The organism is Allocoleopsis sp. (genome assembly GCF_036703385.1).
Taxonomy (GTDB): Bacteria; Cyanobacteriota; Cyanobacteriia; order Cyanobacteriales; family Coleofasciculaceae; genus Allocoleopsis.
On the sequence record NZ_DATNPA010000428.1, the window covers coordinates 1 to 26,401 of the forward strand.

Below are 26,401 nucleotides of genomic sequence, written 5' to 3' on the forward strand. Positions count from 1 at the left end.
ATCAGCATAGAGCTGGATTGAATGGTAGATGACCCAAAGGGTAGAAAAACACCCAGTATGAAGGCTTCTCCCCCAGGCCAAAAGCCAGCACCTTGTAGGCTAACAGCCAACCGCTTTATACGGAATTTGCCCAATCTTTGGCCCAGTTTAGGGTATGATGCACCTGCTCCAGGGTAGCGGCTTCGCAGTACAGTCGCAGCACAGGTTCAGTTCCGCTGAACCGAATCAGCAACCAGCTGTCATTGGCTAAACGAAACTTATACCCGTCTATTGTCAGACAATCCACCACCGCCTGATCGGCAATTTTTGTCAAGGGCTGAGATTGTAATTGTTCTAGCAGGCGCGATCGCACATCCATGCTTGCCAGATGCAAATCGATGCGGTCATAAGCCGAGGTATAACCCGTGCGCTCTTGTAGACGCTTGTAGAGGTCGCTCAAATCCATTCCGGACTGAGCGATCGCTTCTAGGACATAAAGGGCAGACAACAGGGCATCTCGTTCTGGAATATGGTTGCCATAACCAATTCCTCCCGATTCTTCCCCGCCGAGTAAAACGGGAGCCGATAACATGCGATCGGCAATGTACTTGTAGCCAATGGGAGTCTCATGCACTGGCAATTGATACAATGCCGCAACACGGGGGAATAAGTCGGAACCACTGATCGTTTTAACGACTTCCCCAGTAAACTGACGCCGTTCGGCTAGATGTTCGAGCAGGATGGGGATGAGAATTTGGGAGCTGAGGAAGTTTCCTTCACCATCCACAGCGGCAATGCGATCGCTATCCCCATCAAACACCAAACCGACCTGAAGACCTGCACCTTGTTCCCGTCGGTGAGTTCGTATCACTCTGAATAGCTGGGAGAGGTAGCGTGGTAAAGGTTCAGGGGCACCTCCTCCAAACAAGGGGTCGCGTGAGCTATTGATTTCCTGAATCGGTACACCCAGAATCTGCTCTAAGCCACCTGCCGCTGCGCCGTGCATCACATCGGCGAAGACAGTCAGTTTCCCTTGAGTAATAAATTCCTGAATTCGAGCCAAATCAACTTTGGAGCGAATCACTTCACAGTAACTGGGCCAGGGATTGAAGGTTTGTAAACTTCCGGGAGTTCCTACAGATATCGGTGTTTCACTAAGCTGAGCTTCAATCTTTTGTGTGGTTTCTGGGGAAACCGAGCCACCAAAAGACCCCTTGACTTTTAATCCTAGGTACTGTCCAGGATTGTGACTTGCGGTCAGCACCAAAGCTCCCAGCGCATTCTGTTGCTTCGCAGCCCAGCTAAACGCCGGAGTTGGGGCGTAACCTTCAGACAGCATGACATCAACTCCAGCGGCTTGGACGACCTCAGCTGTCTTTTTGGCAAAATCTTCCGCCATAAAGCGGCGATCGTAGCCCACAATAATCGTGCGGCTACCTGTGCTTTCGCCATATACATCTGCCAGGACTTTGGCGGCTATCGGTGCGACTAAGGCGACACGCTCAAACGTGAAATCGTCGGCAATGACGCCTCGCCAGCCGTCTGTCCCAAACTTAATTGAATCTACGGCACTCGGCATAAAACAAGGGTTTTGATTCTTTGAAATTCCAAGACTGACCGCAGGATCTTAGCACTTGTGAGGCTCAGTGTCTCGTTTGGGTGACGATTGTCATTGGCCTGATGTGACAACATCTACATTATTTTTCCAGAGAACTCAGTCGTCGCTGTCGGTGTCAACCGTCTGGGCTTCAAAATCGAGAAGATGGGAAAGGAGCGATCGCAGCCTCATTCGCTCGATATAAGGCCAGCCCCCTGTTTCTTCTATATCTTTCAATAGAGCATACAGTTCCTGTCGATTAGCTGGCAGCGACGCCTGAAACAACTCTTCGTAAATCTCGCGATGTGTGTGTTCCAAGGTTCGCAGCAAAGCCAATAGCGCTCTACTATTACCTCGGTAACGACTCGCCAGAGTACGAAGATCGGCTGTAATAGATGGCAGCTCGATCTCTAGCTGCCTTGAATCTGAATCTTTTTCACCGTTCATGGATTGACTTAAAAGTTTCCTAAATGCTCTTGAGAGCTTTGTTCAGATTAAAGGCGACCCTTCGGAGTGTACAATGCTCTTAAACAAGAACAGAGGCTTAAGCACCCGGTGCCATCTGATGAACTGTTTTCGACCTGGCAGCAGTTTCATCAATGGAATTTTTCACCGAGCCTGTTTGTTTGCCTCAAACTATAGCATGGGTAGATAGTCAGGAATCCCGCTACTTGTCGTCGTGGGATTGTCATACTGTCCTTTCTCTACCTGGCACCTTGAGGTGCCGTATCGTTTTCCTCCCTCCCTTAGAGGGGGTGAGCATCCAAACTGCCCTGAGTTTTTTGTGAATTGTGGGCATCTCTTGTCGATGTCTTGAGGACAGCAGCTGTTGCACTCTTAACATTATTGGGGTCCAATTCACGCATCACATAAGAGAAATTTTCAGATTAGATATTGACGATTGAGGTTGACCATGAGGTATCGTGCTTTCATTGTTGCCTTCCTGGCCTTGTGTCTGGGGGTGCTAACGGCTTGTAGTGAAGGTCCAGCCAGTGCGACCGATGCTCCGCTCAGCTATGACCAGATCAGAGGTACTGGTCTAGCCAATAACTGTCCACAACTGGCAGAAACGACTCGCGGTTCTATTCCTGTAGATTCCAGCCAGTCCTATATACTCACAGACCTGTGCTTACAACCAACTACCTTCTTTGTCCAAGAAGAACCGGCTAATAAGCGCCAAGAGGCCGAATTTGTTCCGGGTAAGTTAGTGACACGGCTCACGTCATCACTTGACCAAATTCGAGGTCCCCTAAAAGTGGACGAAGATGGAAGCTTGACGTTTGTTGAAAAGGAGGGAATTGACTTTCAACCTATCACCGTTAAGTTGCCTGGAGGCGAGTTAGTTCCCTTCCTCTTCACTATCAAGAGTTTAGTCGCTACGTCTCAGCCCGGTCTGGATAGCATCAACACGTCTACTGATTTTAAAGGCGAGTTCAAAGTGCCCTCCTATCGGGGTTCTGTTTTCCTCGATCCCAAGGGACGAGGTGTTGCCTCCGGCTATGACAACGCTGTCGCTATCCCCTCTCAAGCGGATAAGACAGACATAACCCGTGCCAATGTCAAGCGCGTGACCACTCTCAACGGTCATATCTCCCTACAGGTGGCGAAGGTAGATAGTAGCACTGGCGAAATTGCCGGTACCTTTGAGAGCATTCAGCCCTCCGATACCGACTTAGGTGCCGATGATCCAGAAGAAGTCAAGATTCGCGGCATCTTTTATGGTCGCATCGAACCCGAACGAGCTTAGTGTTCTTCCTTTTGTGAGGGTGAGTATCAGGCAAAGCTTCTAGTTGCTTAGTTGCTTCGTGAGCCTGATAGAAGGAAGGGGCATCTGCCCCTTTTTTTTGTCGGTTTCGGGACTTATCGCTCTTCTGTCACTCTCGCCAGAGCAAAGTCTGGAAGCCTTACACAAAGAGACTTTCAGCATAGGGGCTTAAGACATGGGTTTCTATCAGTTTGCGATCGCGCTTATTGTCCATTGAGTAGGGCTTTCATCGATTGGCTGCTATTTTTCTTTTCCTAGAGTGACAGAAGAGCGTTATACCAAATCCGCCTTGATAACCCCCTTTAAAAATACATCAGTAAAACTCAGGTCTGTGTGAATCGCTCATTTCAGTGAAATTACTGTTTTGAGAAATCGGGGTGAACTGATAAAATAGGGTCTAACGACAGCCTATCTCCATGAATGACAAGATTGAAAACTTTCAACTCGCCATCAGTCTTTGTCCGCCTTAAGTGCAGTTGTCTACGGGGTGCAAATAAGCTTATAAAATCTAACGCTTGTGTTTAAAATCACAGCGTCAACTTTTATCAGAAACTCAAACTAGGTTTAGAGTAGTTTGTCACATCAGTCGTGCTCTACCATCACCAATCTTGCTATGTCCACCCCTATCACCCATGAACTGAAGCACGAGAGCCTACGATTATTGCGGGATTACCAGCGAGTCGGCTCATCAGAGATACGCAATCAGATCGTTCACCTCAATTTCGGACTGGTTAGAAAAGAAGCTCATCACTGGGTCAACCAGTGTACCGAAAGCTACGAAGACTTACTTCAAGTTGGCTGTCTTGGCTTAATCCGTGCTATTGAACGGTTTGACACGACTAAAGGAAGTGCCTTTAGCTCTTTTGCGATTCCATACATTCGTGGGGAAATTCAGCACTATTTACGCGATCGCGGTTGCTCAGTTCGCATTCCTCGGCGCTGGCTAGCGCTAAGGCAACAGTCTGTAGAGATTATTCAAGAATTGCGTGTCAAGTTTAATCGGCAACCGACGGATTTGGAAGTAGCCGGGATACTCGATATCTCCCTAGCTGAATGGCTAGAAATCAAGCTAGCTCACCAAAATCGGGAACCGCTGAGCTTGGATACACCCGTGGGAGACGCTGAAGAGGGAACGTCCAGCTTAGGAGAACTCGTACCTGATCCTCGATATCGCAGTTTTCAGTTAGCCCAAGAAGACCAAATTCGCCTGCAACAGGCCTTGGCGCGTCTGGAAAAACGAACTCGTGATGTTCTAGAGTTTGTCTTTTTACACGACTTGACCCAAAGAGAGGTAGCAGAACTTCTGGACATTAGTGTTGTAACCGTCTCTCGCCGCGTTAAAAAAGGACTGGATGCTCTGAAAAAATTCATGAGCGGAACCGATCATTAACCCATGCGTCTGATGGCAAGTTAGCTTGCTATGAAAAAGTGTCGAGCCACCACAGCTTTCATGGTAGTAGACCCTTGTCAACCTAGCCTATGCCTTTGGCTCAGTTATTGACTTTTATCGTCGCGATTTGGATTAAAAGGCTTACCATCGCGTACTTCTCCCCTATAAACCTGTCCGTTCGCATAAGTAAGTACCCCTCTGCCTTCAGGTTTACCATCCCGTAGCTCTCCCGTATAGCTGCGAAATGGAGAACCTGGCGGGTAAGTGCAAGTTCCTTTACCCGTAAATTTGCTATTGTAGAAAGCCCCTTGACAGCGAAGTCCATTCTTGTGTATCAGTATCCCTTTGCCCTTGACTTGACCTAGGTAAAACCCGCCCGTATAACGTTGTCCATTGGCAAAAGTGAGCGTTCCTTGACCGTGGGGTTGACCGTTGAGGACTCTTCCTTGGTAGCGATCGCCGTCCCCGAATGTGAATGTCCCGCTACCATTAGGCTCACCGTTGCTGATAGTTCCTTCGTAGCGACTATTATTGGCAAATAGGAACATTCCCCTACCATGAGGCCGACCGTCTTTAACTTGTCCCTCATAACGGTCATCATTGCTATAGACAAATATCCCCCTACCATTAGGCTTACCATTGCGGATTTCTCCTTCGTAGTAGTCATAAGGGCTACCGCCTTCTACCTTTGAGTAGACGCATAACCCTCTGCCATTGGAACCTTGAAACTGACCTTCACATCTGGCACCATCAGGAAGCGTGAGGAATGCTGCCCTGGATGGAAGCGGCCTGATGAAACTTATTGTAATATCCAAACTAGTAGCAACTAAAATTGCTATTCCTAGTCGTTGAATTGAAGGAATCATCGGTAATACAACTCCTGTTTAATCTTTAACTTTGAGGAAGTTTAGCGAAGCTGCCACAACGCTGATAACGTTAGATAAATTCAAGAAGAAACTTCATTAGCAGAGCTTTAAGGGATTAGAAGACGGCTTGAGCAAGCCAGCGATATTCTAACTCATGTCTAGATCCAGACCAAAACAGGTTGCTCATGTCTAGATCCAGACCAAAATGGGTTCGACTCCTCTAAACTCACGCCGCTAATCAGACTATTTGCTTTAAAGCGCTTCTCTGTTTAAAATCAGATATCGTAACAGACTGGCAGCTACCTTTGACAGAAGTATCTCTTCCTACTCCTGCTTCTCGCCAAGAGTTCCAAAAACTGTTTCGATATACTAAAGTTATACCCACATCGAATCGATTTCTGATTCTGAATAGATCCTTGATAAGGTTTGCGGTGTCTTCTGGTAAGGTTTTGGGGAACTGATCATGCGTCAAGTTTCGTTAATTACGTTAGTCACTTTAGTAGCCCTGTTCACAGGAGGCTGTATGGCGGGTGAGGAGGAAAAACAGGCAGCTAACCAAAGCCCTACTCCTCAGCCATCTGCCCCTATCAGACCTCGTAAACCTGCACCTGCTGCAACTCCTTTTCAGAGTAAGCCCTTAGTGACACAGCAGCCAAGACCTAGCTCGGCAGTATCAGGCTTGATTCAGCCTGAGCTACCCGACAATGCAGTGAAACGGGTTCCTCAAGGACAGCGTAATGATCCATTTTCAACGGTTCCAATGCAACCGACAGTGACAGTGTCGCCCAATACAGCTCCTGGCTTAGGAGCTGGAAGTCGATCTGTGCCAAAGGTACCTCCGCTACCCCCCGCCAAACCTGCGCCAGTGATCACCAAGTTGCCGTCACCTCCAAAAGGCTCAGAGAAAGCGCCATCGTCAACCCGTCAACGAAATTCAACAGCCCCTAGAAAATTAACTGCCCCTCAACGAGGTTCAACAGCGAAACTATTTCCTCCTTCCAAAGCGTCGCCGCCCCCGGCTATTTCTTCCCGAACCCTACCAAACGCACCGCCGCCTGCTATTTCTTCCCGAACTCTACCAGAATTGCCGAAGCTGCCAGAACCAACTCAGGCAAGAGGAGTGGAAGTGACAGGAGTGGTTGAAGTGGGTGGTGTGCCTATGGCTATTGTGAAAGTGCCGAATGAGCCGGCTCGCTACGTCCGGGAAGGACAACGAATCGCCAATGGGCAAGTACTCGTCAAGCGGATTGAAACGAATCGAGGTCCGAATCCGGTGGTGATTCTGGAGCAATATGGTGTTGAGGTTGCCAGAGGCGTTGGGGAAGCGCCAGCCACGTCTCCTGGCGGCCCTGGACAAGTTCCGTTACCACCGACAGCGTCTCTCCCGCCAACACTGCCGCCTAGCAATATGAGCGCCCCTCCTCAAGCTTGACAGGATGGTTTTTCTAGTTAGGAGTACAAAAGAAAAGGTCGTGCTTGAACAGCTGCGGTATCAAATTCGCTGCCCTGAGTTACCCTTGGCAGTATATAGGGAGATTGCTGCCCATTTGCGGCAAGTGCAAGGGGTGGAAGCTACTCTGATGCCTCAAACCTCGCAGCAGTTTGATTACAACCAAAGTCAAGTAAGTGGCTTGTGGATTCAGTACGCTGACGCTTCTGATGCAGTGAGTCGGGAACGGGTGAAGCAAATTTTGGCATACTATCAAAACCGCTATGGTGCCTGGGAAGAATCAGCTTCTCAGGAAATGCCGTCAGACATCATGGGAAGCGAAAGTTAAATGGGCTCAATTCAGGCTTTACGAGGAACGCGGGACATTCTGCCAGAAGAGGTTCGGTATTGGCAGTGGGTTGAAGCGATCGCACGGCAAATTCTTTCCAGAGCCGCTTACCAGGAAATTCGTCCCCCCATATTCGAGCAAACGGATTTGTTTGAACGGGGCATTGGCGAAGCAACCGATGTCGTGGGCAAGGAAATGTACACGTTCCTGGACAAAGGAGAGCGTTCTGTGACCTTGCGCCCTGAAGGTACAGCAGGAGTAGTACGAGCTTTTATTGAACATGCTCTTCATGCCCAAGGTGGCGTCCAACGCCTTTGGTACATAGGGCCGATGTTTCGCTACGAACGTCCCGGAGCAGGGCGTCAGCGGCAATTTCACCAAATCGGGGTAGAGGTTATTGGTAGTGCTGACCCTAGGGCAGATGCTGAAGTAATTGCGATCGCCACTGATATCCTCCAAGCCCTAGGATTAAAAAACCTGCGGCTAGATATTAACTCGGTAGGAAATTCAGATGACCGACCACGTTATCGCGGTGCATTGGTGGATTATCTTACACCCTATAAGGATGAACTAGACCCCGATTCCCAGGAGCGTTTAACTCGCAATCCCTTAAGGATTCTAGATAGTAAAGACAAGCGTACACAGGAAATCGTTGCTCAAGCCCCCAGTATCTTGGACTATCTTGGTGAAGGCTCCAAGCGTCACTTTGAACAGGTGCAGCAGCTGTTAAGCGATCTAGGAATCAGTTACCAACTCAACCCTTGCTTAGTCAGGGGTTTAGACTACTATACCCACACGGCCTTTGAAATTATCTCAGATGACTTGGGCTCGCAGGCAACAGTCTGTGGCGGTGGTCGCTATGATGGGCTAGTTGAGGAATTGGGGGGTTCTTCTACATCGGCAGTTGGCTGGGCAATTGGGCTGGAGCGGTTGATTATCTTATTGCAACAAAATCAAGAATCTCCACGCCAACGGCTAGATTTTTATGTAGTATCGAGAGGCGATGCCGCAGAAGCCCAAGCGTTAAAACTGTCTCAGCAGCTACGTCAGGCTGGGTTTAGCGTTCAACTAGACCTGAGTGGCAGCGCCTTTAAAAAACAATTTGCACGAGCCGACCGTAGTGCTGCCGTGGCGTGCCTCATTCTGGGAGATGAGGAGGCTCAAACCCAAACGGTTAAGCTCAAGTGGATGGCATCAAAGGAACAAAGTGCGATCGCAATAGCTGACTTACTAGAAAAGACGGATGAGCTACGATCTCAGATCGAGAGCTTTAAGTCGCCTTGTGGGTGATTCGTGAGCGAACTTCTAGCACACATTAAACTAAAGAGATTAATTGACACTCCAACGGCTTAAAGCGCGTTGGATTCTTTGTTCGCGGACTCGCCGTTAAACGACAGGATTGCTCCAATCGCCCAAGAGGGCAAATCTCCCCAAGCGTAAGTTCCGGCATGTCCTGCCGTACTAAGTGCTAATTTCAGGATATTGATGCTGGATGACGGAATATGCAACTCGCTTGCAATACTCTTTTCGTTGCCTACTTACTCTTAAATGCTTCCGAGCATATCGGTTTCTTGCTTTGTGGTAGTTTTTAGACGGCGGTAAGCTACCTCGTTTGAACTTCTTGGACTTCTTGCGGTTGGCTCGGTTGAGTTGTTTCTCTGACTTTCTATAGAACTGAGGGCAAGGTTCTGTATTCCCAACACTATCAGCAATGAAGAACTTTAATCCTAAGTCCAGTCCTACCATTTTCCCGGTCAGATTGGATTCAACCCAAACCTTAACATTAATTGCAAACTGAGCGTAGTAACCATCAGCCCTACGGACTAATCGAACTCGCTTAATCTGTTTGATGTCATAGTAATTGAGGTCATAGGTTCCTTTAAGTTTAAGAGTTCCTATGTTTTTCCCATCCCGAAAAGTGATAGCTTTTCGATTGGGTGAAAGCTTCCAGCCACTCGTTTTATATTCAACTGAGCGACAATTCTTTTTGAACTTTGGAAACCCCTTCTTGCCCTTAACTTTTTTCTTGCCGTTGTCAAAAAAACCGAGCAATAGCACTCCAAGTTCGTTTTGCCGCAGACTGTCGAGCCATTGAGTTGAGTTCGTCGGCAAAGGAAAATTCGGCTGCCAATACGGCACAGTATTTGTTGAGGTCATATTGCCGCAAACCCTTGTTTTCCATCCAGTAGCGCAAGCACTTGTTTTGGATGAATTGGCTTGTACGAATCGCCTCATCTATAGCTCGATACTGAGCTTCTTTCCCCTTAACCTTGAACTCGTAAACGATCATGGGTTCGATTTTACCACCCGATTTATTATGTTAACATCTTCACATAAGTTGATGAAACTTTATGACTTCGCTGTCAAATCTATTAGTCAGCTCCGTACCTACGCGCTCCCCGCCTTATATCCCACGTCTTTTTAAGCGTGGGATATAAGGCGTTTTCTATAATTGGATGTTAGAGATTAAACTCTAGACGGAAGCCTCTTCCACAGTCCAAACTGATAGCTCTTAAGAAGAATCGCTAACGGCTATGGAATATTGGGAATTTCTACTACAAAGAGAGGGCGATCGCACTTGGCTGCCCATCAACTCCAAGACTGAAATCGAAGCGGGTCGGTATCGGGTTGTAGCACATTCCTCCCGGATCAATACGGATGTGGAAATTTGCATCATCCATGACAGCACGGAAGAAGTCCCCCCCAAGCGACGGTCTCAGAAGCGAGCGCGACGAACTAACCCAGAGGGGTTAATGGTAGTAATTCCCTTTACATACCTCAAACCAGGGTTCTGGGAGCTACGTTGCTGTGGGGATATTATGTCCGATTTCCTAGGATTATCCTGGCAGCAATCTGTTCAACTGGTCGTCCTACCCAAAGCCACACAAATTGTCCTGCCTGAACCGAAGTCACCCCTTCTCGCCCCTGCCAAATCCGAGATTCAGGAGGACTTCAGTGAAAATTTACCTTCCACGTCTGAGGCTGAAATCACTGTTGAACCGACCCCAACAGAAACCTCAGCTCCTCAGCCTACGCCCTTAATGGCTCAAGCCGTGGTTGAGAGTGAGCAGGATTCGGGCGTGGAGATGAGGGATGAGGAGAAGGAAAGCGCCCCAGAACTAGCCCCCCTGAATAGCGTCTTTGCAGCCACTCCATCAACGCAGCCGGAGGAAATCCATCCGGAAGCGATCGCTACCACAGAGGAAATGCCTGAGGTGGAGAGTGAGACAGTCGAAGCCTTGGAGAGCATTCAGCCTAGTCCCGAAGCCGCCTTTGAACCTTCCCCCGCCACGCCATCAACCCTTCAGCCCCCCACCCTAGTCTCTACGTCCGATGACGATGAGATTGTTGAGAGTGAAGTTGTGCTGGCATTCTTGGCAAACCAGTCCGTTCCTCCTGAGCCAGCTGAGTCAGAAGAAGACCAGAATACACTGCCCTGTGAGCCAACTGAGCCAGAACCTGAGCCAGCTGAGCCAGAAGAGGACCAGAATACACTCGTCGTGCGATCGGCTCAAACGACGACACCGACAAACCCGATTTTGGATCAATCCCTGCAAATGCTGGAGCAAATCCTACAACAGGTGCTTGAGCCGGTCATGCAAGAGTTTGAGCGAGCTGAGCCTTCCGAGCCGCCGATCGCGTTTGAGTTAGAGGAATCTCTAGAGAGCGCTACCAATCAGCAAGGACTAATATTAACCCTCGACGAAGAATCCTTAGTCGCACGCAGCGGTGAGTCCTTGACCCTTTCAGGTCAAGTAGATGTCTTGGATGTCAATCAGATCAATGGCGGTGAAGGATCTAACAATTTGAAGACCGCTTTCCAAGGTAGCTTGCGTTATGAGCTGCGCGATCCTCAAACGTCACGAGTCTTGGTGGATGTTCAACACCCCTTACCCAAACAGGCGCTACCGATCACGTTTAACCATAGCCTCGAGATTCCCTCAGAGTGCCCAACGCGTCTCCTCTTAGGAAAAGTCACACTTTACGAGTCAACGTCAGCCGCTTTAGCCAGTCAACCGTTTACGGTCACGGCTGATTTAGAAGAGTTATTGGGAGCGATTATTCCAGGAACGCAGGCAATGCCAGTCGCCAAAGTCATGGTACTCGCCGATAACCTGCCTACCTTCCAAGAGTCTCAAGAAGGTTTGCCCGAAATATCTGTTACTCCTATCAAGCAACCTGTGCTTGACTTGGTAGATGTTACTCAAAATCGTCCGTCTATTCCCTTAAAACCCTCATCAGGCAGTCCCTTACCTCCGCAAATATACCAACCGACAGCTACCCCCAAAACCTCAAAATCTCTCCAACTGCCAAAACTTCCTAAACTACGCCCTATTACCCTGAGCCCAGAAGTCCCAGAAGTCCTTGTAGAGCAGGTATCCTTGCCTATCGTTACCCAGAGCGAGCCTGAGCGGAATGAGCGTGAGCCGCAGGAATCTGTGGAGCCGCCGCAACCACTACCACTAGACCTAAGTACAGATATTGCTTCTGCAATACCCAAGTCTCTGCCCGCCGAGACGCCTGACATTGAGCCGGAGCCACAACTTCAGGATGCCCTGCAACAGTTGGAAGAGGCTATTTTACAAATACAGAGTGCAGATACTTTATCGAGTGGAACGATGACGCCAAGGGTAGCGCCAAAAGCGATCGCTCCAGCCAGATCAGACGGCTCAGTTCCGGTAGTTGAGGCTGCAAATGGTACCGCCCGACCCGAAGAGGGTGCCCCTAGCGATCGCAAAGTCTTTAAGGCTGGTGTGGATGATACTTTGGGCGTCATGAATGCTGATTCCCCTAAAGGGGCTGCACTTGAGGCAGACTTACTTCCTAGGGAAAGGCTATCAGAAGCTCTAGAAACACCTGAGGATGCAGACCTTACCTCAGAATCACCCCTAGGAGATTCTGAGGATATCGATGAATGGGCGATTTCTATATACAGTGATGATTCCTCGCTCTATGGCTTGGACCCAACTGGAACAGAGATGCCATCAACAGAGGTGCCTCGAGTTGCCGAGTCAGTTGGGCAGCACAATAGGGAAGTGATTCCTCCAGAAATGGAGTTAGCCGCCAAGCCAAGTGATAGCAACAAGGAACAAGGGGGCGCGGCATTAGGAGCGTTGGAACAAGAACTAGCACAGGAGCAAAGTGAGCATCCACCAGAGGCAGAGCCTGCGGTTTTGGATAACGCCTTTCAATCGTTAAACATACAAGACCGTTTTTGGTCGCGGCTGAATTCTCTGGCAACAGATGCTGCCCTATCCCAATGGTTAAGCCCTGAGCCCTCCCCTTCCAATCATCCAGCAGACGATGAGGAAGGTGATCAGGTCACCCAACCTTCAGAGCCCGTGGGCATTGATGTGGCAGAAGTCACACAGCCCCTAACGTCTAACACCTTGCTTACGGATTTTGATGAGGGGCTGTGGCAAGAAGAGAGCGACGATTTTGATCAAGCGATCACATTCGGTACTAGCCAAGGAGCGATCGCTGATATTGAACCGCTACAACTGCCTCCCCTGGAAGAGAGTACTTTCCCAGAAGACGAAATCCTCGATCAGTCATCTGTGGCAGGCATTACCGATACAGATTGGGCTACTCAATCCTTTGAATTCGTTGTAGACGACGAAGATTCATCCGTACCGGAAAAGCCGCTGGTTACACATGAGGATAGGGTTACACCTGAGGTGTCGAAAAAAGCTTCTTCAGTTACGCCGCCTCAACCTCAACGGGAGATTCGTCCGCCAAGACAGTTGCTGTTACCAGTACCGGCACCAGAACTCTCCATATCCACGAGTGAACTAGCGGCTGGGGAACCGGTAACAGTCCGTGTCAAATTGCCACCTCATCCAGCTCGTTTATCTGTCAAGCTGTGGGTTCAAGATCGACAAAGCCGCTCTCTGCTCGATGGGCCGCGCTGGTTAATGGATCTGATTCCTGATCGCACAGGGGAGCAAGAAGCGCTGACTCAGTTAACGGTTCCCTTTGGCAGTGTGGAAATCCGATTTGAAGCGATCGCGGTTGATATCGATAGCCAGCGGGAGAGCCACAAAGTTGCCCTTGACTGTGTGGTGGTTCCTCCAGACTTGCCCAACTTCTCTCTTGATGAGTTTGAGATGTGAGCCTCCCACGTCTGGAACATTGATTCAGTGGTTCGCCTCAGCGGTTCCACCTGTAATTGCTGAAGGGCAGCCAGAATGATGTCGATTTCAATTAGAGTTCTTTTACTAGTTGCTACAACCCTTTATCAAGCGATCGCCTGCTGGCTGGAAGATCGTAAACCTCAGCCGGGTCAACTGTTTGATGTGGGTGGCTATCGTCTACATCTATACGTCGCTGGGGAAGCGAGTCCAACAATTATCCTAGACCACAGCTTAGGAGGAATAGAGGGCTATTTTCTGGTGGAAGAATTGGCGAAGTTAGCACGAGTATGTATCTATGATCGAGCTGGATATGGATGGAGCGATCGCAGCCCACATCCTCGAACCAGCAGCCAAATTGTGGCGGAATTAGATACGCTGCTTACCCAAGCGGGAATTGAGCCACCTTACATTTTGCTAGGAAATTCCTTTGGTAGCTACAATGTACGCTTATATGCCCATCGCTTCCCTGAGAAAGTCATTGGCATGGTTCTCACCGATGCACTACATGAGACAGGGATGCTTAAAATGCCCATCCAGTTACAAGCGTTGAAGCTCTTCTTTATATCAGGCTTTGTAATGTCTACTTTAGGCTCAATGCTTGGGATTATTCGGCTATTAAGAACCTGTGGAATATTTGAATTGCTAAAACCTGAATTGCGACAGTTTTCTAAGCATTCTCTAAATTCAGTGAAACGTTCCTTCTGCCGTTCTAAGCACTGGATTACAATGAGTCGAGAAATGCTGAATCTAAATAACAGCGCACGTCAGGTTAGGGTAGCTAATCCGTTGGGGACGATGCCTGTGGTCAGCATCAAAGCTACTTCTTTTTTCAAGCCTTCTTTTTGGACTCTGTTTATTCCTCTGCGAGGTGCTAACCAATTACGGGAGCAAATGCATATAGATTTGTGTAATTTATCTACAGATTGTCTTCAACTGCAAGCTAAGAGGAGTGGTCATTTTGTCTGGATGGATGAACCTGATGTAATTGTAGATGCGGTAAAGATCGTACTAGATAAAGTAGATCCTTCTTGCCAGCACACTCTAGGATAGACAATTGAAGGGTACGTTAACGATTTTAGATTGGGAATTAAAGAAAAATCAGGGTCGATGGAAGGCTAGCGTTCGCAGTGCAGATCGAGAGGTAGCACTGGTTAAGGGTACTTGGTCGCGTTACCAAATATAGCTTACGAAAACTTCCAGGAAGGGGAGGGGTTAGAACCTATCCAAAAAATGGATATAAGCTTGAAAACCGCAGATAGACGCAGCGATATGTAATACCAAATCCATTTTTAAGCCCCCTTTTTGACTTGCTTATCTCCTGTATTCGTCCCCACAGTCACCAATCAGCTTATACAGATCAGCTGATTTTTCCAGTACAGTATTAATCCGCTGATTATCCTCAGTATCGAGCGTCAAATCAAATACTCTGGCGTTATCCTCTAAATGCTCAGATACGCTTAACCTTGCACCGACAATCACACCCGCTACTGCCGATTTATCCAAGATGTAACGAACGGCTACATTGGGGATGCTCACCCTGTGCTTGTCAGCAATCTCTTTGAGGACAGAAAGCAGTTCTTGAAATAGGCTCCAACCGCCCCACCCATCTATCATGTTTTTGTATTTTCTTAAGCTGGCGGTGGAAAGCTCTCCCCCTCGTGGTTCGGGTTGTCCCAGATACTTTTCTGAGAGTAATCCGCCGCAGATTGTCCCGTAGGTGAACAATTGGATATTATTTTTGGTACAAAACGGTACCATATTCACTTCGGGACGACGGTCGATGAGTGAGAACTGCACCTGATTGGATACGATTTTGATACCTGCTTCGGTGATAATTTTTAGGTGTTCTGTATCAAAGTTAGTGAGAGCAAGGTGTTTAATCTTCCCCTCTTGCTGGAGTTCTGACATGTATTGCAGGGCGTCCAGGTAATTTTTATCCCGGTATTCCCACCAGTGGAATTGCATCAGGTCGAGGGTTTCAACACCCATCCGTTTGAGGGAAATATCAATGTTGTGTTCGACCAATTGCTTCGTCATTCGAGTGGGTCTGGGTACCCATTTGGTGAAAGCTTGCAGGTTGGATAGAGCGTCTTTCCCACGAGTATCAAGCAGTTGATGCCTAAATTCTCCGATGAAGTCTTCGGCGGGGCCATAATGATCGGCTAAGTCCCAGGTGGTGAAGCCTGCATCCATGTAGTTGAACATGCTTTCGATCGCACGTTTTGGCTCGATGCGTCCGTGCGCACCAGACACTTGCCACATTCCATTTAAAATACGGCAGATGTTCAAGTCTGGGGTGAATTGTAGTCGGCTTGATGCGGGTAGGTTCATCTGGCTTTTATAAGTCGAGGATGGCGTAGACGCCTAAGAGTCGCCTACTCTAGTGGCGATAGGCTATATCGATTGTTACAGATTTTATCAAAAAGTTAAGTTCTAAATCAGTGTTAGCTTAATTGTTAAGTTAACACTGGGATACAGAAAGAAGCGATCGCAAACCATCCTCGAGAGCTATGTAATTAGATATAGATGCGTAATCGCTGCACATTGTTCCTGTAAAGAGCCAGTTTCATCAACTTGAAACAAAGCCCCCAGATGAAGAAAAATCTTTAATTAAACTTCCCGAAATTGGTTGCAGTCTCAGTAAGTTGTATCATAATGAATTCAAATTCAGAGCGACGAGTAAACGACTGAGTTCATCAAGCATTCACTGTCCTGATAGCAGGAGCCTGCAAAGAATCTATTTCGCATCTGCCGCAAGACAAACCATGACGCTCCAAAATGGGTTGCGTATTGTCGCTTTTTCACTCGTCGAACGCTTTCTACCGTTGCAGTATTAATCATTGAGGCAGAACAAATGGAAATCTTCGCTATTGTCGTTCTTGGTCTTTCCGTATTCGTTGGCTTTTCTACCTCTGCTCGCAAGCCGAAAATTCAGAGCGATCGCCGCAGTGAGGAAGATCCAGATTGGGCTTTCACGGAAGCTTACGACTCTGATGAAAGCAGAGAGAAAGTCTGAGGAGATAGAGAGAGACTAATTGACACCCCCGTTGCCGCTTGGAGTTGTTTGAACAGAGGCTCCCACGAGCGATGTGCCCACAACTTAACATCTTGGAAAATCGCTCTATTGTTATCCTGCACTCCTGAACTTCTCAATCCCTGAACTTCTATTTTCAGGTTAGGCGATCGCGCAGCGCACATCCCCAAAGCTGAACGCAAGTTAAGGAGCAGTGCTTGTGGCTCTTCAAGCGGCAATGAACTCGATATAATCTGGCAACCGAATCTTACAGCCAAATAAGCCTGTACTCTTTCATATTTATGGCTTTATCTCAGCTAAAGTTAACTTACCTACTGCTCCCCCGGTTGAGGTGAGCCACGAGGAGATAGTCGGAAAATATCGGGGTCAGGTCTGGAGGGTACGCACCTAGTCAGGGTTGTTTCAGGAAGGACGAAGGTAGCGCATCCTCAATCAGATCAGATTGCCTTAAGTAAATTCTAGAGTTTACCAGAGTGAAGGTGGATTATCCTGTAACGAATGCCCACTCTGGAGTTAAAAGACAAGATGGCAAAACCAGTTACGCCTGACATGCTCGACCCTAAAACGCCGGAGGATGTCGAGATTCGTGCACAGGCTCGTGAACCCGTTACAGACCCAACCCTTGGCATTGCGGTTTCTGTGGATACCCAGGAAACTCCTCGGCACCGTCTCGTAACGATTGGTGACTCTCTAACTCAGGGGTTTCAAAGCGGAGCGATTTTTAATACCAATCTCTCCTATCCCAGGATGATTGCTAGGGAAATGGGATGGAATCAGCTGCGTTATCCAACCTACGATGGCCCAGGCAACGGGTTGCCCCTTAACTTAGAACACCTAGCTCGAAAGATAGAAAATAAGTTAGGTGAGACCATCGATTGGTGGGAATTTGGTTCTTTTCTATCGTTTGTGCGCAATTACTTAGATGAAGTAGAAGATTATTGGGAGCGTGGCTCTGGCTCGATTCCACCCGATCCAAAGGGAAAGATCAACCACAACCTAGCTGTGTATGGGTGGGATCTGCGGAATACTCTCTCAGGCACTGCACAAACCTGTCAAAGGATATTAGATGAAAACCCGCCCAAAGATGATTATCTCCGGCAAGTAGTTGAGTATCACAACGAACGTGCAGCGATACGGGTTTTGAACACGGCACGAGATATACGGGGCAATGCCCTCACACCCCTGCAAGCGGCGGCAGCCCTTTCGCAGGTGGGAACCGTAGAAAACCCCGATGGAGACGGCATTGAAACGTTGATTATTCTCATCGGTGCGAATAATGCTCTCGGCAGTATTCTGACCTTTAATGTGAAGTGGACGGCTGAAGGCTATGATGATATGGCGAGCAATGACCGCTATACGGTTTGGCGTCCCATTCACTTTAAAGCTGAACTGGATCAACTAGTTGCACAGGTCCAAAAAATCCGTGCGCGTCATGTGATTTGGGGAACCGTTCCTCACGTCACGATCGCACCTTTTGCTCATGGTGTAAATAAAGATAGTGAGGGTAACAAGGCCAAACCGGGGTCTCGATACTTTCCCTTCTACACCTTGCCTTGGATTAGTGATGACGATTTTGACCCCAAGAAGCACCCGAATATTACAGGGCCACAAGCTAGAGCAATTGATTGTGCGATTGACCAGTACAACGACTACATTGCCGAGGTAGTACGCCAAGGTCGTAGCGAAGGCCGAGATTGGTATCTTTTTGAAACCGCTGGGTTACTTGATCGTTTAGCGTCTCGACGTTATATTGAAGACCCCGACGCCAGACCGGATTGGTGGGACAAGGTAGGAGGTGAGTACAAGTTGCCGCCTGAACTGCAAGCGCTCTCACCAGTGCCAGATTCTCGCTTCTATAACTCTGGCCCCAAGGGTCGCACCACTGGGGGTTTATTCTCACTGGATGGCATTCATCCGACGACCATTGGCTATGGCATCATGGCTCAGGAATTGATCAAAATTATGCAGTTGGCTGGAGTTAAGTTTTATCACAGTGATGGAACAACGGAGCGTCAAGGTGAGGTGAAAGTGGACTTCAATCGCTTACTGGCTGAGGATACACTGATTTCCAATCCACCGCGATCGCTCTCCAATGCAGTGGGTTTAATTAATTCGATTGATAAAAATTTCAATATCTTTAGTAGTCTACTCAAGAGTAGCTACTAAGAAGCTGCCAAAAATAACTTACCTGTTTAGAAACTTAGAGGAAAAGGTGAGATTAGAGGCATGTTATAAGTTAATCTCCTAGGCAGTGAATTCCTGGAATCCAGCCTAGGAGACTTTTTTCTCAACTCTGAGTTCACGGCGATCGCCCCTTAAGTCAGTGCCATTCCCCTTAGGATGGTATACTCTACGCGATCGCCAAGCCTCATAAAGGCAAATAGGAGGAGCGAAGTATCAACTGCCACAATCTTTGCCCCTTAAGCTGAATGGCACTGACTTAAGAACTCTCATACCTCACCTATCAACCCTTACGGAGGGGGTCTGGGGGAAGCGTTGTGCGCTACGCGCCCCGCTTCGCTAACGTCCCCCAGTGGGGGGTTTGGGGGGAGACCCCCCAATCTGGGTTTTTCCCAAACAACGATCACTTTTCCCTTAATTCAGTGCCATTTCCCTTAAGCTGCTGTGACAGCCGCAGAGGGTTGTTCATGCTCGACCACAAACACATTGGCGTAAAGGTTAGCCATGATTTGTTTACCCTCAAGCGTCAGTTCTAAGTAGCGCAATGCATCTTTGATATAGGGATACACCCCATTCCAGTAAAACTTGGAATAATTTTGACGTAAGTCTCCAGGATGACGATAGCCTAATGCTTTGTTTACTCCAGTTTCTTCAAACTCGTAATACAACGCGCTAATCTTCTTCAAGTATCGTGGGTCGGAAAGCTGACCAATTAAATCAGCCGCTCTCACCAAACCAGGACAGTTAATTCTATCTTGGTGGTCTTCATCGGTAGGAACTGGGAAACGAGTCAGTTCAATGTTGCGCTTAATGACATCTGCATCAATGAGGATGTGACCGCCAAAGCGCTCCTCAATAAACAGTTTGCCCCGGTCTACGTGGTAGGGAGTCAAGGATGCATCACTAGCACCTGGGGGTAGAGCCACCATTTGATCGCCTACACCTGTGGCATACAAGCCTTCAGTCGGTCGGTCTAGTCGGCAAACCCCTTTAACATAGCCGATATCATGGCAAAGTAAGGAAATGATACCGTGCATCCAGTCTTCACAAGAAATTCCACCCTCCCGGATGTGCTTCCCTCGCAGGATTTCCTGTCCAACTAAGGTGACTAGGATGGTATGCTCGACATTATGATACAGGGCGTCGCTGTTGGCGATATTTTCCAGCGCCATGCCACCCGCCCAGCCAATAATGTCCGCATAGTCAGATTTCCAGCCTCCATAAGTGCGATGGTACCCTTCTCGAATCTGTTGAACAAAGTGATCAATGAGTAATTGGGTAGGGTCAAACATAGAGAACTCTCTCAATTGGGAATCACTAGGGGATTTTAGGCTATGAGGCAGCATCGGCTTGCATAATAAGAAATCCAAGCTACCTCTAAATAAGGATGCAAGGGGTTGAGGGTCTTATACCCTGCTTTGGAGACTCTTGCACAAGCGTCGGACGCTGCATTACGAACGAGAACTGAACTCGATACTCCTAATATCCAGGAAAATCTTAGGTTAGGTTGTGATAAAGTTTTTTGAATCGACGTGATTGTTTAAGGTCAGTGTTGTGAGGAGAGTCACAAGCTTGAGGAAAGGGGAGTTGGGTACAATGTCTTCACTCGTTCCTCAGGGTTATCACCAAACCTTCACATTCTCACCCCTTCACTAAAGCTCTGGTCATCTCCTCGATGCGGATGCTACTGATGCAGACACCTTAGAGCCTGGGCTTGGTATGACCAATGCTAATGTCCTCAATTGAATAAAACCCTAGATAAGGTGACTCTAGAACGAGTTTATGTATGGGGTAAAGACATCACACAGAAATCACTTCTTCAAGAAATTTACCACCCACATTGATGTGACAGAACTAAGTGGTAAAGGGACAAGCCTCTACAATATTATCCTTGTGTTATCTTCGGGTCAACGTTTGCCTTTAGCCTTTTTGCCGCTGTTCACAGCAAAAAGCGCAACAAAAACCTGTGACTAAATCGAAACATTCTCGGATTTTTAGCTTGAAGAGTAATCTACTTTGGTGGTAGTTCACTGGTGTACTTCACACCATTGAAATTTCTTCAAAAACCTACCTTATCTTTTGGCAATCATCCCTATATCTAGGCACACAAAGCAGCTGCATGGTAGCGGATGTGATCTCCAATAAAGGTACTGATAAAGTAGTAACTATGATTATAGCCTTCTTGAAAACGCAAAGTTAGCGGTTGACCCACTGTTTCACAAGCCTGTTTAAATACTTCAGGAAGCAACTGTTCTTCTAAAAAAGGGTCCGCTGTACCTTGGTCTATGAGAATTGGACGGTTATAGCCAGCTATCAGCACCAGTTCACTGGCATCATAGGGACGCCAGCTCTCGTGATCAGAACCCAAGTAATTAGTAAAGGCCTTCTGACCCCAGGGACAGCGCCTTGGTGCTGCAATGGGTGCAAAGGCTGAAACAGATTTGTACTGTTCAGGATTTCTTAGGGCACAAATTAGTGCTCCATGACCCCCCATTGAATGACCAAAGATTCCCTGTTTATCGGGTTGCACCGGGAAATGTTCAGCAATCAAATCGGGTAACTCATGAACGACATAACTATACATTCGATAGTGGGACGCCCAAGGTTCAACTGTTGCATCCACGTAAAAACCAGCACCTGTACCAAAATCCCAGTCATCATCTTCACCTCCAATCCCCGTATTACGAGGGCTAGTATCGGGGGCAACAAGCATCAATCCATACTGAGCCGCAAATTGCTGTGCCCCTGATTTGACCATAAAGTTCTCTTCAGTACAAGTTAGGCCAGCAAGAAAATAGAGAACTGGAACCCGTTCCGATTTGGCTTGAGGTGGTTGGTATACGGCAAATCGCATTTCGCCGTTACAGGTCTTTGATGGATGCTTGTAAAAGTTAACTGTACCGCCGAAGCATTTATTTTTGGAGACTAGATTAGGGGCTGTGGACATGAGTTTGATTCCTACCTAATTAATGGTGGAAGCAGATTTACTTATTCAGTTTTCTATTTTCCCACAGGAATGAGCCCACTATTCAAAAAGGGCGTGACAAAAGTGATGCTTTTTGTCTTATCTTACTTGTGCTTCTTCTGGCTTTAGACTAACTTATTGACTTTACACTAGGACGTGTTAATTAAAAAAAGGCAGTCATAAGAAATTATTTTTATAATTAAAATCGCCGTTTGGATACTTTTTTGTTTAGCAATTTAACCTGCGAATAATAGTTCACTTTCTGTCAAAAATGTATTAATTAATACACAATCACAAGAAACTGTATGACACTAAGTATTACCCATGTTTGTCCAAAATCTGAGCGAAATGCTGGAAAATCCTTGGGAATGAAGCAAGCGTCAGCAGACGGTGAAATTGGTTTCTCTTGTCCAATCCGATGAAAGTTGGGGTTATGGAATACCTTGTGAGTTCTTCCAGGCTCCAAAGAGAAAACCTCAGGCAACGAGGAGGTACCAGTTGATTATTGCCTGAGGTTAACAAACCTATTGGACACAGTCGCAACACTAACGTTATACAGCGTAATACATAAATGGTCGAATAACACAATTAAGTAAGAAAGTTATATAGGCTATTACCCCCGATTAAAGTTCAGCTAAAGAGTGAGAGTTCTAGGGAATCGCTTTAGTTAAAAAAATTGACAAAAGAAGCATTTTATGTATTGATTTACAACATCGACTGGGTGTTACCGCTAGCTTTTAGGCGATCGCCTAAGGGCTCCTTACCAAGCTCCGCCATTGGATAACAACAACGAGGTGAAGGTCAAACAGGCTCTTGCTCCGCAGGCAATTCACCCCAAAGAAAGCTTCTGAAGCTATAGACTAAGCAATAATACTTAATAGTAAACTTTCGCTGAGTTCAGCAACTGCCCGCTCGGCAATCACCGTCACCAGACAGGCAACTTCAGCACGATACAATAGTTTCAGCACTTCAGTAGACAACTTAAAAACAGCTGAGGATGAAGAGTCTTGTGTGATTAAATCCTTTATACAATCATCTATCCAGGAGGCTCTCTTGTCAGCACTATATAGGATAAGTAAAGTCGTTGAGCGATTTGGCACCGAAACCGAGAGGAGATGAAAGCACGCATGGGCAAGGTAGTCGGCATTGACCTGGGTACAACAAACTCCGTGGTAGCGGTCATGGAGGGTGGCAAGCCGCTTGTAATTGCCAATGCAGAAGGAATGCGGACAACACCTTCGGTCGTTGGCTTTAGTAAGGATGGGGAACGTTTGGTCGGACAAATGGCACGTCGCCAAACCGTACTCAATCCTCAGAATACGTTCTATGCCGTCAAGCGGTTCATGGGGCGTAAATATACCGAACTGACTCCAGAGTCCAAGCGTGTTGCCTACACCATTCGCCGTGATGAAAGTGGCAACGTGAAAATTAGATGCCCCCGTTTAAAGCAGGAATTTGCCCCAGAAGAAATTTCAGCGATGGTGCTGCGAAAGTTGGCAGATGAGGCAAGTCGCTATCTGGGACAGCCGGTAACGGGTGCGGTGATTACGGTTCCCGCTTACTTCAATGATTCTCAACGGCAAGCGACGCGAGATGCAGGACGAATAGCCGGATTAGAAGTCTTGCGAATTCTCAATGAACCAACGGCAGCATCTTTGGCGTATGGAATGGATCGCCGAGAGAGCGAGACAATCCTGGTCTTTGACTTGGGAGGTGGTACGTTCGATGTGTCAATACTGGAAGTTGGGGATGGAGTGTTTGAGGTAAAGGCAACCAGTGGTGATACTCAACTCGGTGGCAATGATTTTGATCGCAAAATTGTTGACTGGTTAGCGGAGCAATTTTTGGAAACAGAAGGAGTGGATCTAAGACGCGATCGCCAAGCTCTGCAACGATTAACCGAAGCGGCGGAAAAAGCCAAAATTGAGCTTTCTGGGGTGAGTGTCACAGACATCAATCTACCCTTTATCACAGCAACAGAGGATGGACCAAAGCATTTAGAAACCAGGCTAACTCGTACCCAGTTTGAGAGTATATGTGGAGAGCTGATTGCTCGATTGCGCCGACCCTTGAAACGCGCTCTACAAGATGCAGGCATCAGTCCAGCTCAAATCGATGAAGTGGTATTGGTGGGCGGCTCGACACGTATTCCACTGGTGCAACAATTAGTGCGGAGCTTTATTGACAAAGAACCCAATCAGAACGTTAACCCTGATGAAGTGGTAGCCGTGGGAGCCGCGATTCAAGCAGGCATTCTCACCAATGAAGTCAAGGATATCCTATTGTTGGATGTGACGCCTTTGTCGTTGGGGTTAGAGACGATTGGGGGTGTGATGAAAAAGCTGATTCCTCGCAACACGACTATCCCCACACGGAAGTCTGATATTTTCTCCACCGCTGACAATAATCAGACGCTTGTGGAAATTCATGTCCTCCAAGGCGAACGAGAAATGGGGGCGGACAATAAGTCACTGGGTCGGTTTAAGCTGACCGGGATTCCACCAGCTCCGCGAGGCGTTCCTCAAATCCAAGTGTCTTTCGATATTGATGCTAATGGAATTTTGCAGGTCACAGCTTTGGACAAAACGACAGGGCGAGAACAAAGCGTAACGATACAAGGAGCGTCTACCCTAAGTGAATCAGAAGTCAATCAGATGATTCGTGAGGCAGAGCAATTTGCCCAAGCTGACCGGGAACGACGTGAGCGGGTGGACAAGCGGAATCGAGCAGAAGGGTTGGCGAATGAGGCGGAACGTCAGCTTAAAGAGGTGGCTCTGGATTTCGGTAACCAGTTTGCTGGTATTCATCGACGTCGGATTGAGGCTTTGGTTCAGGAAATGCGTCAGGCGATCACACGGAATGACGAACGTGCAATTGACCGAGCCTATTCTGATCTTCAGGATGCTCTGTACGAACTGAAGCGAGAAGTGCAGCTGCAATATGCGGATGAGGATGAAGATGACTTTTTTGGCGGAATTCGCCGCGCTTTCTCAGGAGAGAGTGATAGAGATCGGTTTTGGGAACGCAATACCCGCCGAGACTCCTATGAGGTTGGAGGAGGTCGATATGGTAGGGAGAATGACACCCAGCTACCCCGAAGGGAACCGCGCCGGAGCCCCTTACAGAACGATTGGGATGATGACGACGATGACTGGTTTTGATGTAAGCGAATAGCTCTCCAGCGTGCCTTCGGCAGGTTTGCCAACAGGAGTTCAATCGGGGCATTGATTTCCAACTGAAGTAACAATCGCTTTTCCAGTTCAGCTCTAGCCTAACAATAAGAGCCAATAGTGACTCGCTAAATTTCTAATTTCTATGCAGAACTTTCGGAATTACTATGAGATTTTGGGAGTGTCCCCGGAGGCATCCAGCGAGGAGATTAAGAAGGCTTTTCGGCGACTAGCTCTGCAATATCATCCTGATCGGAATCCAGGAGACAAAACAGCGGAGGAAAAGTTTAAGGATATCAGCGAAGCTTATGAAGTTCTCTACAACTCAGATAAGCGATCGCAATACGACCAACTTGGTCGTTTTTGGAAGAAAAAAGGATTTAATCGGAAAGCTTCCACAGGAGCAAGCGTTAAAACAGCGGGTGAGAAATCTAATGGGACGAGATCGAATCGCAACGGTACTGGTCGAAGTGCTGCCCAGGAAGTCGATTATAGCGAGTTTCCGGACTTCAACAGTTTTGTGGAGCAAATACTAGGTCGGCGTCAGACAGGCAAAGCTACAGCAACAGCACCCGAAGGCTCCAGTGTTCGGGTTAACTCATCTAGCGCTTTTCGTCCAGGTACAACACGAACGTCTTACACGGTTGCTACTCGCCCCAATCGCAAAGATGTTGAAGCTCACCTAACACTGCCTTTAGAAAAAGCCTATGAGGGAGGACGAGAACGGATTCGTCTGGAAGATGGACGTTCTTTGGAAATCGATATGCCAGGTGGTATGGTCACAGGTCAGCGTATTCGGCTAAAAGGCCAGGGTTTTGCTGGTGGCGACCTCTACTTAAAAATTACAGTAGCCTCCCATCCCTTCTTTAAACTGGAAGGATCAGATATCCTCTGTCAGCTACCAGTAACACCGAGCGAAGCCGTATTGGGGGGTGCTATAGAAGTGCCGACCCTTGATGGCAGAGTCAAAATGACTGTTCCGCCTGGAGTTCGAGCAGGACAAAGATTACGCCTTGCCAGGAAAGGTTATCCTGATAGTGATGGTGTTCGAGGCGATCAGTTAGTCGAAATCCAAATTACTGTTCCCACAAATCCCCATCCCCACGAAAGAGAACTCTACGAGAAGCTGCGGAAGATAGAGAAATTTAATCCTCGGCTGGATTTAGCAATTTAAGCTACTCTGAACTATAGCGGTTCTATAGCGGTTGGCACAGATACGGGGAATCGAAGTGAAGTATCCCACATTCCGCAGGTTGGCGGTAGAGTCAGAGGTATTTTCAAGACTCCAGACAGTTTTTTTGCCTATAAGAGCGATCGCTCTCAGACTTATACCGATCAAGGCCAAGCTGAAAGCGGCTCAGCCTCAAAACACCATACAGAACCTTTTTGGGAAGGCTCCAGAACAAAAAAAGCCTCTGGCAATGTGCTGGAGGCTTTTTTTGGCTGTTTGTGATTAAAGACCTGGCACCGAGCTATTGTCCCCGAGGGTTACCCCGAGAGTATCTTCGCCGCTGCAACGTTTCACCTCCGAGTTCGGGATGG

Annotated in this window: 17 protein-coding genes, 1 rRNA gene and 1 pseudogene; 11 read left to right on the forward strand and 8 right to left on the reverse strand. The window is 47.7% G+C overall.

Features of this window, described 5'->3' with window-relative positions; all coding sequences use genetic code 11:
- Window positions 1-115: 115 nt before the first annotated feature.
- Window positions 116-1,558, reverse strand: coding sequence for a phosphoglucomutase/phosphomannomutase family protein (locus V6C93_RS21115; RefSeq protein ID WP_333478647.1), 1,443 nt, complete (start codon window positions 1,556-1,558; stop codon window positions 116-118).
- 135 nt (window positions 1,559-1,693) lie between these two features.
- Window positions 1,694-2,023 (reverse strand): hypothetical protein, encoded by a 330-nt coding sequence (locus V6C93_RS21120; RefSeq protein WP_333478648.1) that lies wholly within the window; start codon window positions 2,021-2,023, stop codon window positions 1,694-1,696.
- Window positions 2,024-2,489: 466 nt separating this feature from the next.
- Between V6C93_RS21120 and V6C93_RS21125 the strand changes: the two genes are divergently transcribed.
- On the forward strand, window positions 2,490-3,323 hold the full coding sequence (locus V6C93_RS21125; RefSeq protein ID WP_333478649.1) for a photosystem II manganese-stabilizing polypeptide: 834 nt from the start codon (window positions 2,490-2,492) through the stop codon (window positions 3,321-3,323).
- A gap of 631 nt (window positions 3,324-3,954) precedes the next feature.
- Window positions 3,955-4,731 (forward strand): RNA polymerase sigma factor SigF, encoded by a 777-nt coding sequence (locus V6C93_RS21130; protein ID WP_333478650.1) that lies wholly within the window; start codon window positions 3,955-3,957, stop codon window positions 4,729-4,731.
- 104 nt (window positions 4,732-4,835) lie between these two features.
- Here the strand turns inward: V6C93_RS21130 and V6C93_RS21135 are convergent, their stop codons facing one another.
- Window positions 4,836-5,597 (reverse strand): hypothetical protein, encoded by a 762-nt coding sequence (locus V6C93_RS21135; protein ID WP_333478651.1) that lies wholly within the window; start codon window positions 5,595-5,597, stop codon window positions 4,836-4,838.
- A 463-nt stretch (window positions 5,598-6,060) separates the two neighbouring features.
- Between V6C93_RS21135 and V6C93_RS21140 the strand changes: the two genes are divergently transcribed.
- Genes V6C93_RS21140 through hisS form a run of 3 tightly spaced genes read left to right on the forward strand, consistent with a single transcriptional unit; the run spans window position 6,061 to window position 8,665 of the window.
- Window positions 6,061-7,029: a hypothetical protein gene (locus V6C93_RS21140; protein ID WP_333478652.1), complete on the forward strand. Its 969-nt coding sequence runs from the start codon at window positions 6,061-6,063 to the stop codon at window positions 7,027-7,029.
- Between the two features lie 4 nt (window positions 7,030-7,033).
- Complete coding sequence (locus V6C93_RS21145; RefSeq protein ID WP_349262785.1) at window positions 7,034-7,375, forward strand: hypothetical protein; 342 nt, start codon at window positions 7,034-7,036, stop codon at window positions 7,373-7,375.
- Window positions 7,376-8,665 (forward strand): histidine--tRNA ligase, encoded by a 1,290-nt coding sequence (gene hisS / locus V6C93_RS21150; RefSeq protein ID WP_333478654.1) that lies wholly within the window; start codon window positions 7,376-7,378, stop codon window positions 8,663-8,665. It abuts the gene before it with no gap.
- A 59-nt stretch (window positions 8,666-8,724) separates the two neighbouring features.
- On the opposite strand, the pseudogene V6C93_RS38375 reads toward hisS, so the two are convergent.
- Window positions 8,725-9,665 (reverse strand): annotated as a pseudogene (locus V6C93_RS38375) (RNA-guided endonuclease InsQ/TnpB family protein).
- Window positions 9,666-9,909: 244 nt separating this feature from the next.
- Between V6C93_RS38375 and V6C93_RS21165 the strand changes: the two are divergent.
- Window positions 9,910-13,488 carry a hypothetical protein gene (locus V6C93_RS21165; protein WP_333478657.1) on the forward strand — a complete coding sequence of 1,193 codons (3,579 nt, stop codon included), beginning with the start codon at window positions 9,910-9,912 and terminating at the stop codon, window positions 13,486-13,488.
- Between the two features lie 78 nt (window positions 13,489-13,566).
- A complete protein-coding gene (locus V6C93_RS21170; RefSeq protein ID WP_349262786.1) occupies window positions 13,567-14,559 on the forward strand; it encodes an alpha/beta hydrolase in 993 nt (330 codons plus the stop codon).
- 261 nt (window positions 14,560-14,820) lie between these two features.
- Here the strand turns inward: V6C93_RS21170 and V6C93_RS21175 are convergent, their stop codons facing one another.
- A complete protein-coding gene (locus V6C93_RS21175) occupies window positions 14,821-15,840 on the reverse strand; it encodes an aldo/keto reductase (RefSeq protein ID WP_333478659.1) in 1,020 nt (339 codons plus the stop codon).
- 523 nt (window positions 15,841-16,363) lie between these two features.
- Here V6C93_RS21175 and V6C93_RS21180 point away from each other — a divergent pair.
- Together V6C93_RS21180 and V6C93_RS21185 are read left to right on the forward strand one after the other, a co-directional pair.
- Window positions 16,364-16,525: a hypothetical protein gene (locus V6C93_RS21180; RefSeq protein WP_333478660.1), complete on the forward strand. Its 162-nt coding sequence runs from the start codon at window positions 16,364-16,366 to the stop codon at window positions 16,523-16,525.
- Window positions 16,526-17,068: 543 nt separating this feature from the next.
- Complete coding sequence (locus tag V6C93_RS21185) at window positions 17,069-18,709, forward strand: hypothetical protein (RefSeq protein WP_333478661.1); 1,641 nt, start codon at window positions 17,069-17,071, stop codon at window positions 18,707-18,709.
- Between the two features lie 449 nt (window positions 18,710-19,158).
- Here V6C93_RS21185 and V6C93_RS21190 read toward each other — a convergent pair whose 3' ends face one another.
- Both V6C93_RS21190 and fghA read right to left on the reverse strand, forming a co-directional pair.
- Window positions 19,159-20,016, reverse strand: a complete 858-nt coding sequence (locus V6C93_RS21190) for an Npun_R2479 family HD domain-containing metalloprotein (protein ID WP_333478662.1) — start codon at window positions 20,014-20,016, stop codon at window positions 19,159-19,161.
- A gap of 806 nt (window positions 20,017-20,822) precedes the next feature.
- Entirely contained in the window at window positions 20,823-21,671 is an 849-nt protein-coding gene (fghA, locus tag V6C93_RS21195; protein WP_333478663.1) for an S-formylglutathione hydrolase, read from the reverse strand.
- Between the two features lie 1,145 nt (window positions 21,672-22,816).
- Here fghA and dnaK point away from each other — a divergent pair.
- Together dnaK and V6C93_RS21205 are read left to right on the forward strand one after the other, a co-directional pair.
- Window positions 22,817-24,850, forward strand: a complete 2,034-nt coding sequence (dnaK, locus tag V6C93_RS21200) for a molecular chaperone DnaK (RefSeq protein ID WP_333478665.1) — start codon at window positions 22,817-22,819, stop codon at window positions 24,848-24,850.
- A gap of 154 nt (window positions 24,851-25,004) precedes the next feature.
- On the forward strand, window positions 25,005-26,033 hold the full coding sequence (locus V6C93_RS21205; RefSeq protein ID WP_333478664.1) for a J domain-containing protein: 1,029 nt from the start codon (window positions 25,005-25,007) through the stop codon (window positions 26,031-26,033).
- A gap of 285 nt (window positions 26,034-26,318) precedes the next feature.
- On the opposite strand, the gene rrf is transcribed toward V6C93_RS21205, so the two are convergent.
- A 5S ribosomal RNA gene (gene rrf / locus V6C93_RS38940) occupies window positions 26,319-26,401 on the reverse strand; the annotation flags it as partial.

Bases quoted from the DNA above. Each gene is read 5' to 3' on its own strand.
- V6C93_RS21115 (WP_333478647.1), bottom strand. From the start codon at position 1,558: ATGCCGAGTGCCGTAGATTCAATTAAGTTTGGGACAGACGGCTGGCGA.
- V6C93_RS21120 (WP_333478648.1), bottom strand. From the start codon at position 2,023: ATGAACGGTGAAAAAGATTCAGATTCAAGGCAGCTAGAGATCGAGCTG.
- V6C93_RS21125 (WP_333478649.1), top strand. From the start codon at position 2,490: ATGAGGTATCGTGCTTTCATTGTTGCCTTCCTGGCCTTGTGTCTGGGG.
- V6C93_RS21130 (WP_333478650.1), top strand. From the start codon at position 3,955: ATGTCCACCCCTATCACCCATGAACTGAAGCACGAGAGCCTACGATTA.
- V6C93_RS21135 (WP_333478651.1), bottom strand. From the start codon at position 5,597: ATGATTCCTTCAATTCAACGACTAGGAATAGCAATTTTAGTTGCTACT.
- V6C93_RS21140 (WP_333478652.1), top strand. From the start codon at position 6,061: ATGCGTCAAGTTTCGTTAATTACGTTAGTCACTTTAGTAGCCCTGTTC.
- V6C93_RS21145 (WP_349262785.1), top strand. From the start codon at position 7,034: ATGGTTTTTCTAGTTAGGAGTACAAAAGAAAAGGTCGTGCTTGAACAG.
- hisS (WP_333478654.1), top strand. From the start codon at position 7,376: ATGGGCTCAATTCAGGCTTTACGAGGAACGCGGGACATTCTGCCAGAA.
- V6C93_RS21165 (WP_333478657.1), top strand. From the start codon at position 9,910: ATGGAATATTGGGAATTTCTACTACAAAGAGAGGGCGATCGCACTTGG.
- V6C93_RS21170 (WP_349262786.1), top strand. From the start codon at position 13,567: ATGTCGATTTCAATTAGAGTTCTTTTACTAGTTGCTACAACCCTTTAT.
- V6C93_RS21175 (WP_333478659.1), bottom strand. From the start codon at position 15,840: ATGAACCTACCCGCATCAAGCCGACTACAATTCACCCCAGACTTGAAC.
- V6C93_RS21180 (WP_333478660.1), top strand. From the start codon at position 16,364: ATGGAAATCTTCGCTATTGTCGTTCTTGGTCTTTCCGTATTCGTTGGC.
- V6C93_RS21185 (WP_333478661.1), top strand. From the start codon at position 17,069: ATGGCAAAACCAGTTACGCCTGACATGCTCGACCCTAAAACGCCGGAG.
- V6C93_RS21190 (WP_333478662.1), bottom strand. From the start codon at position 20,016: ATGTTTGACCCTACCCAATTACTCATTGATCACTTTGTTCAACAGATT.
- fghA (WP_333478663.1), bottom strand. From the start codon at position 21,671: ATGTCCACAGCCCCTAATCTAGTCTCCAAAAATAAATGCTTCGGCGGT.
- dnaK (WP_333478665.1), top strand. From the start codon at position 22,817: ATGGGCAAGGTAGTCGGCATTGACCTGGGTACAACAAACTCCGTGGTA.
- V6C93_RS21205 (WP_333478664.1), top strand. From the start codon at position 25,005: ATGCAGAACTTTCGGAATTACTATGAGATTTTGGGAGTGTCCCCGGAG.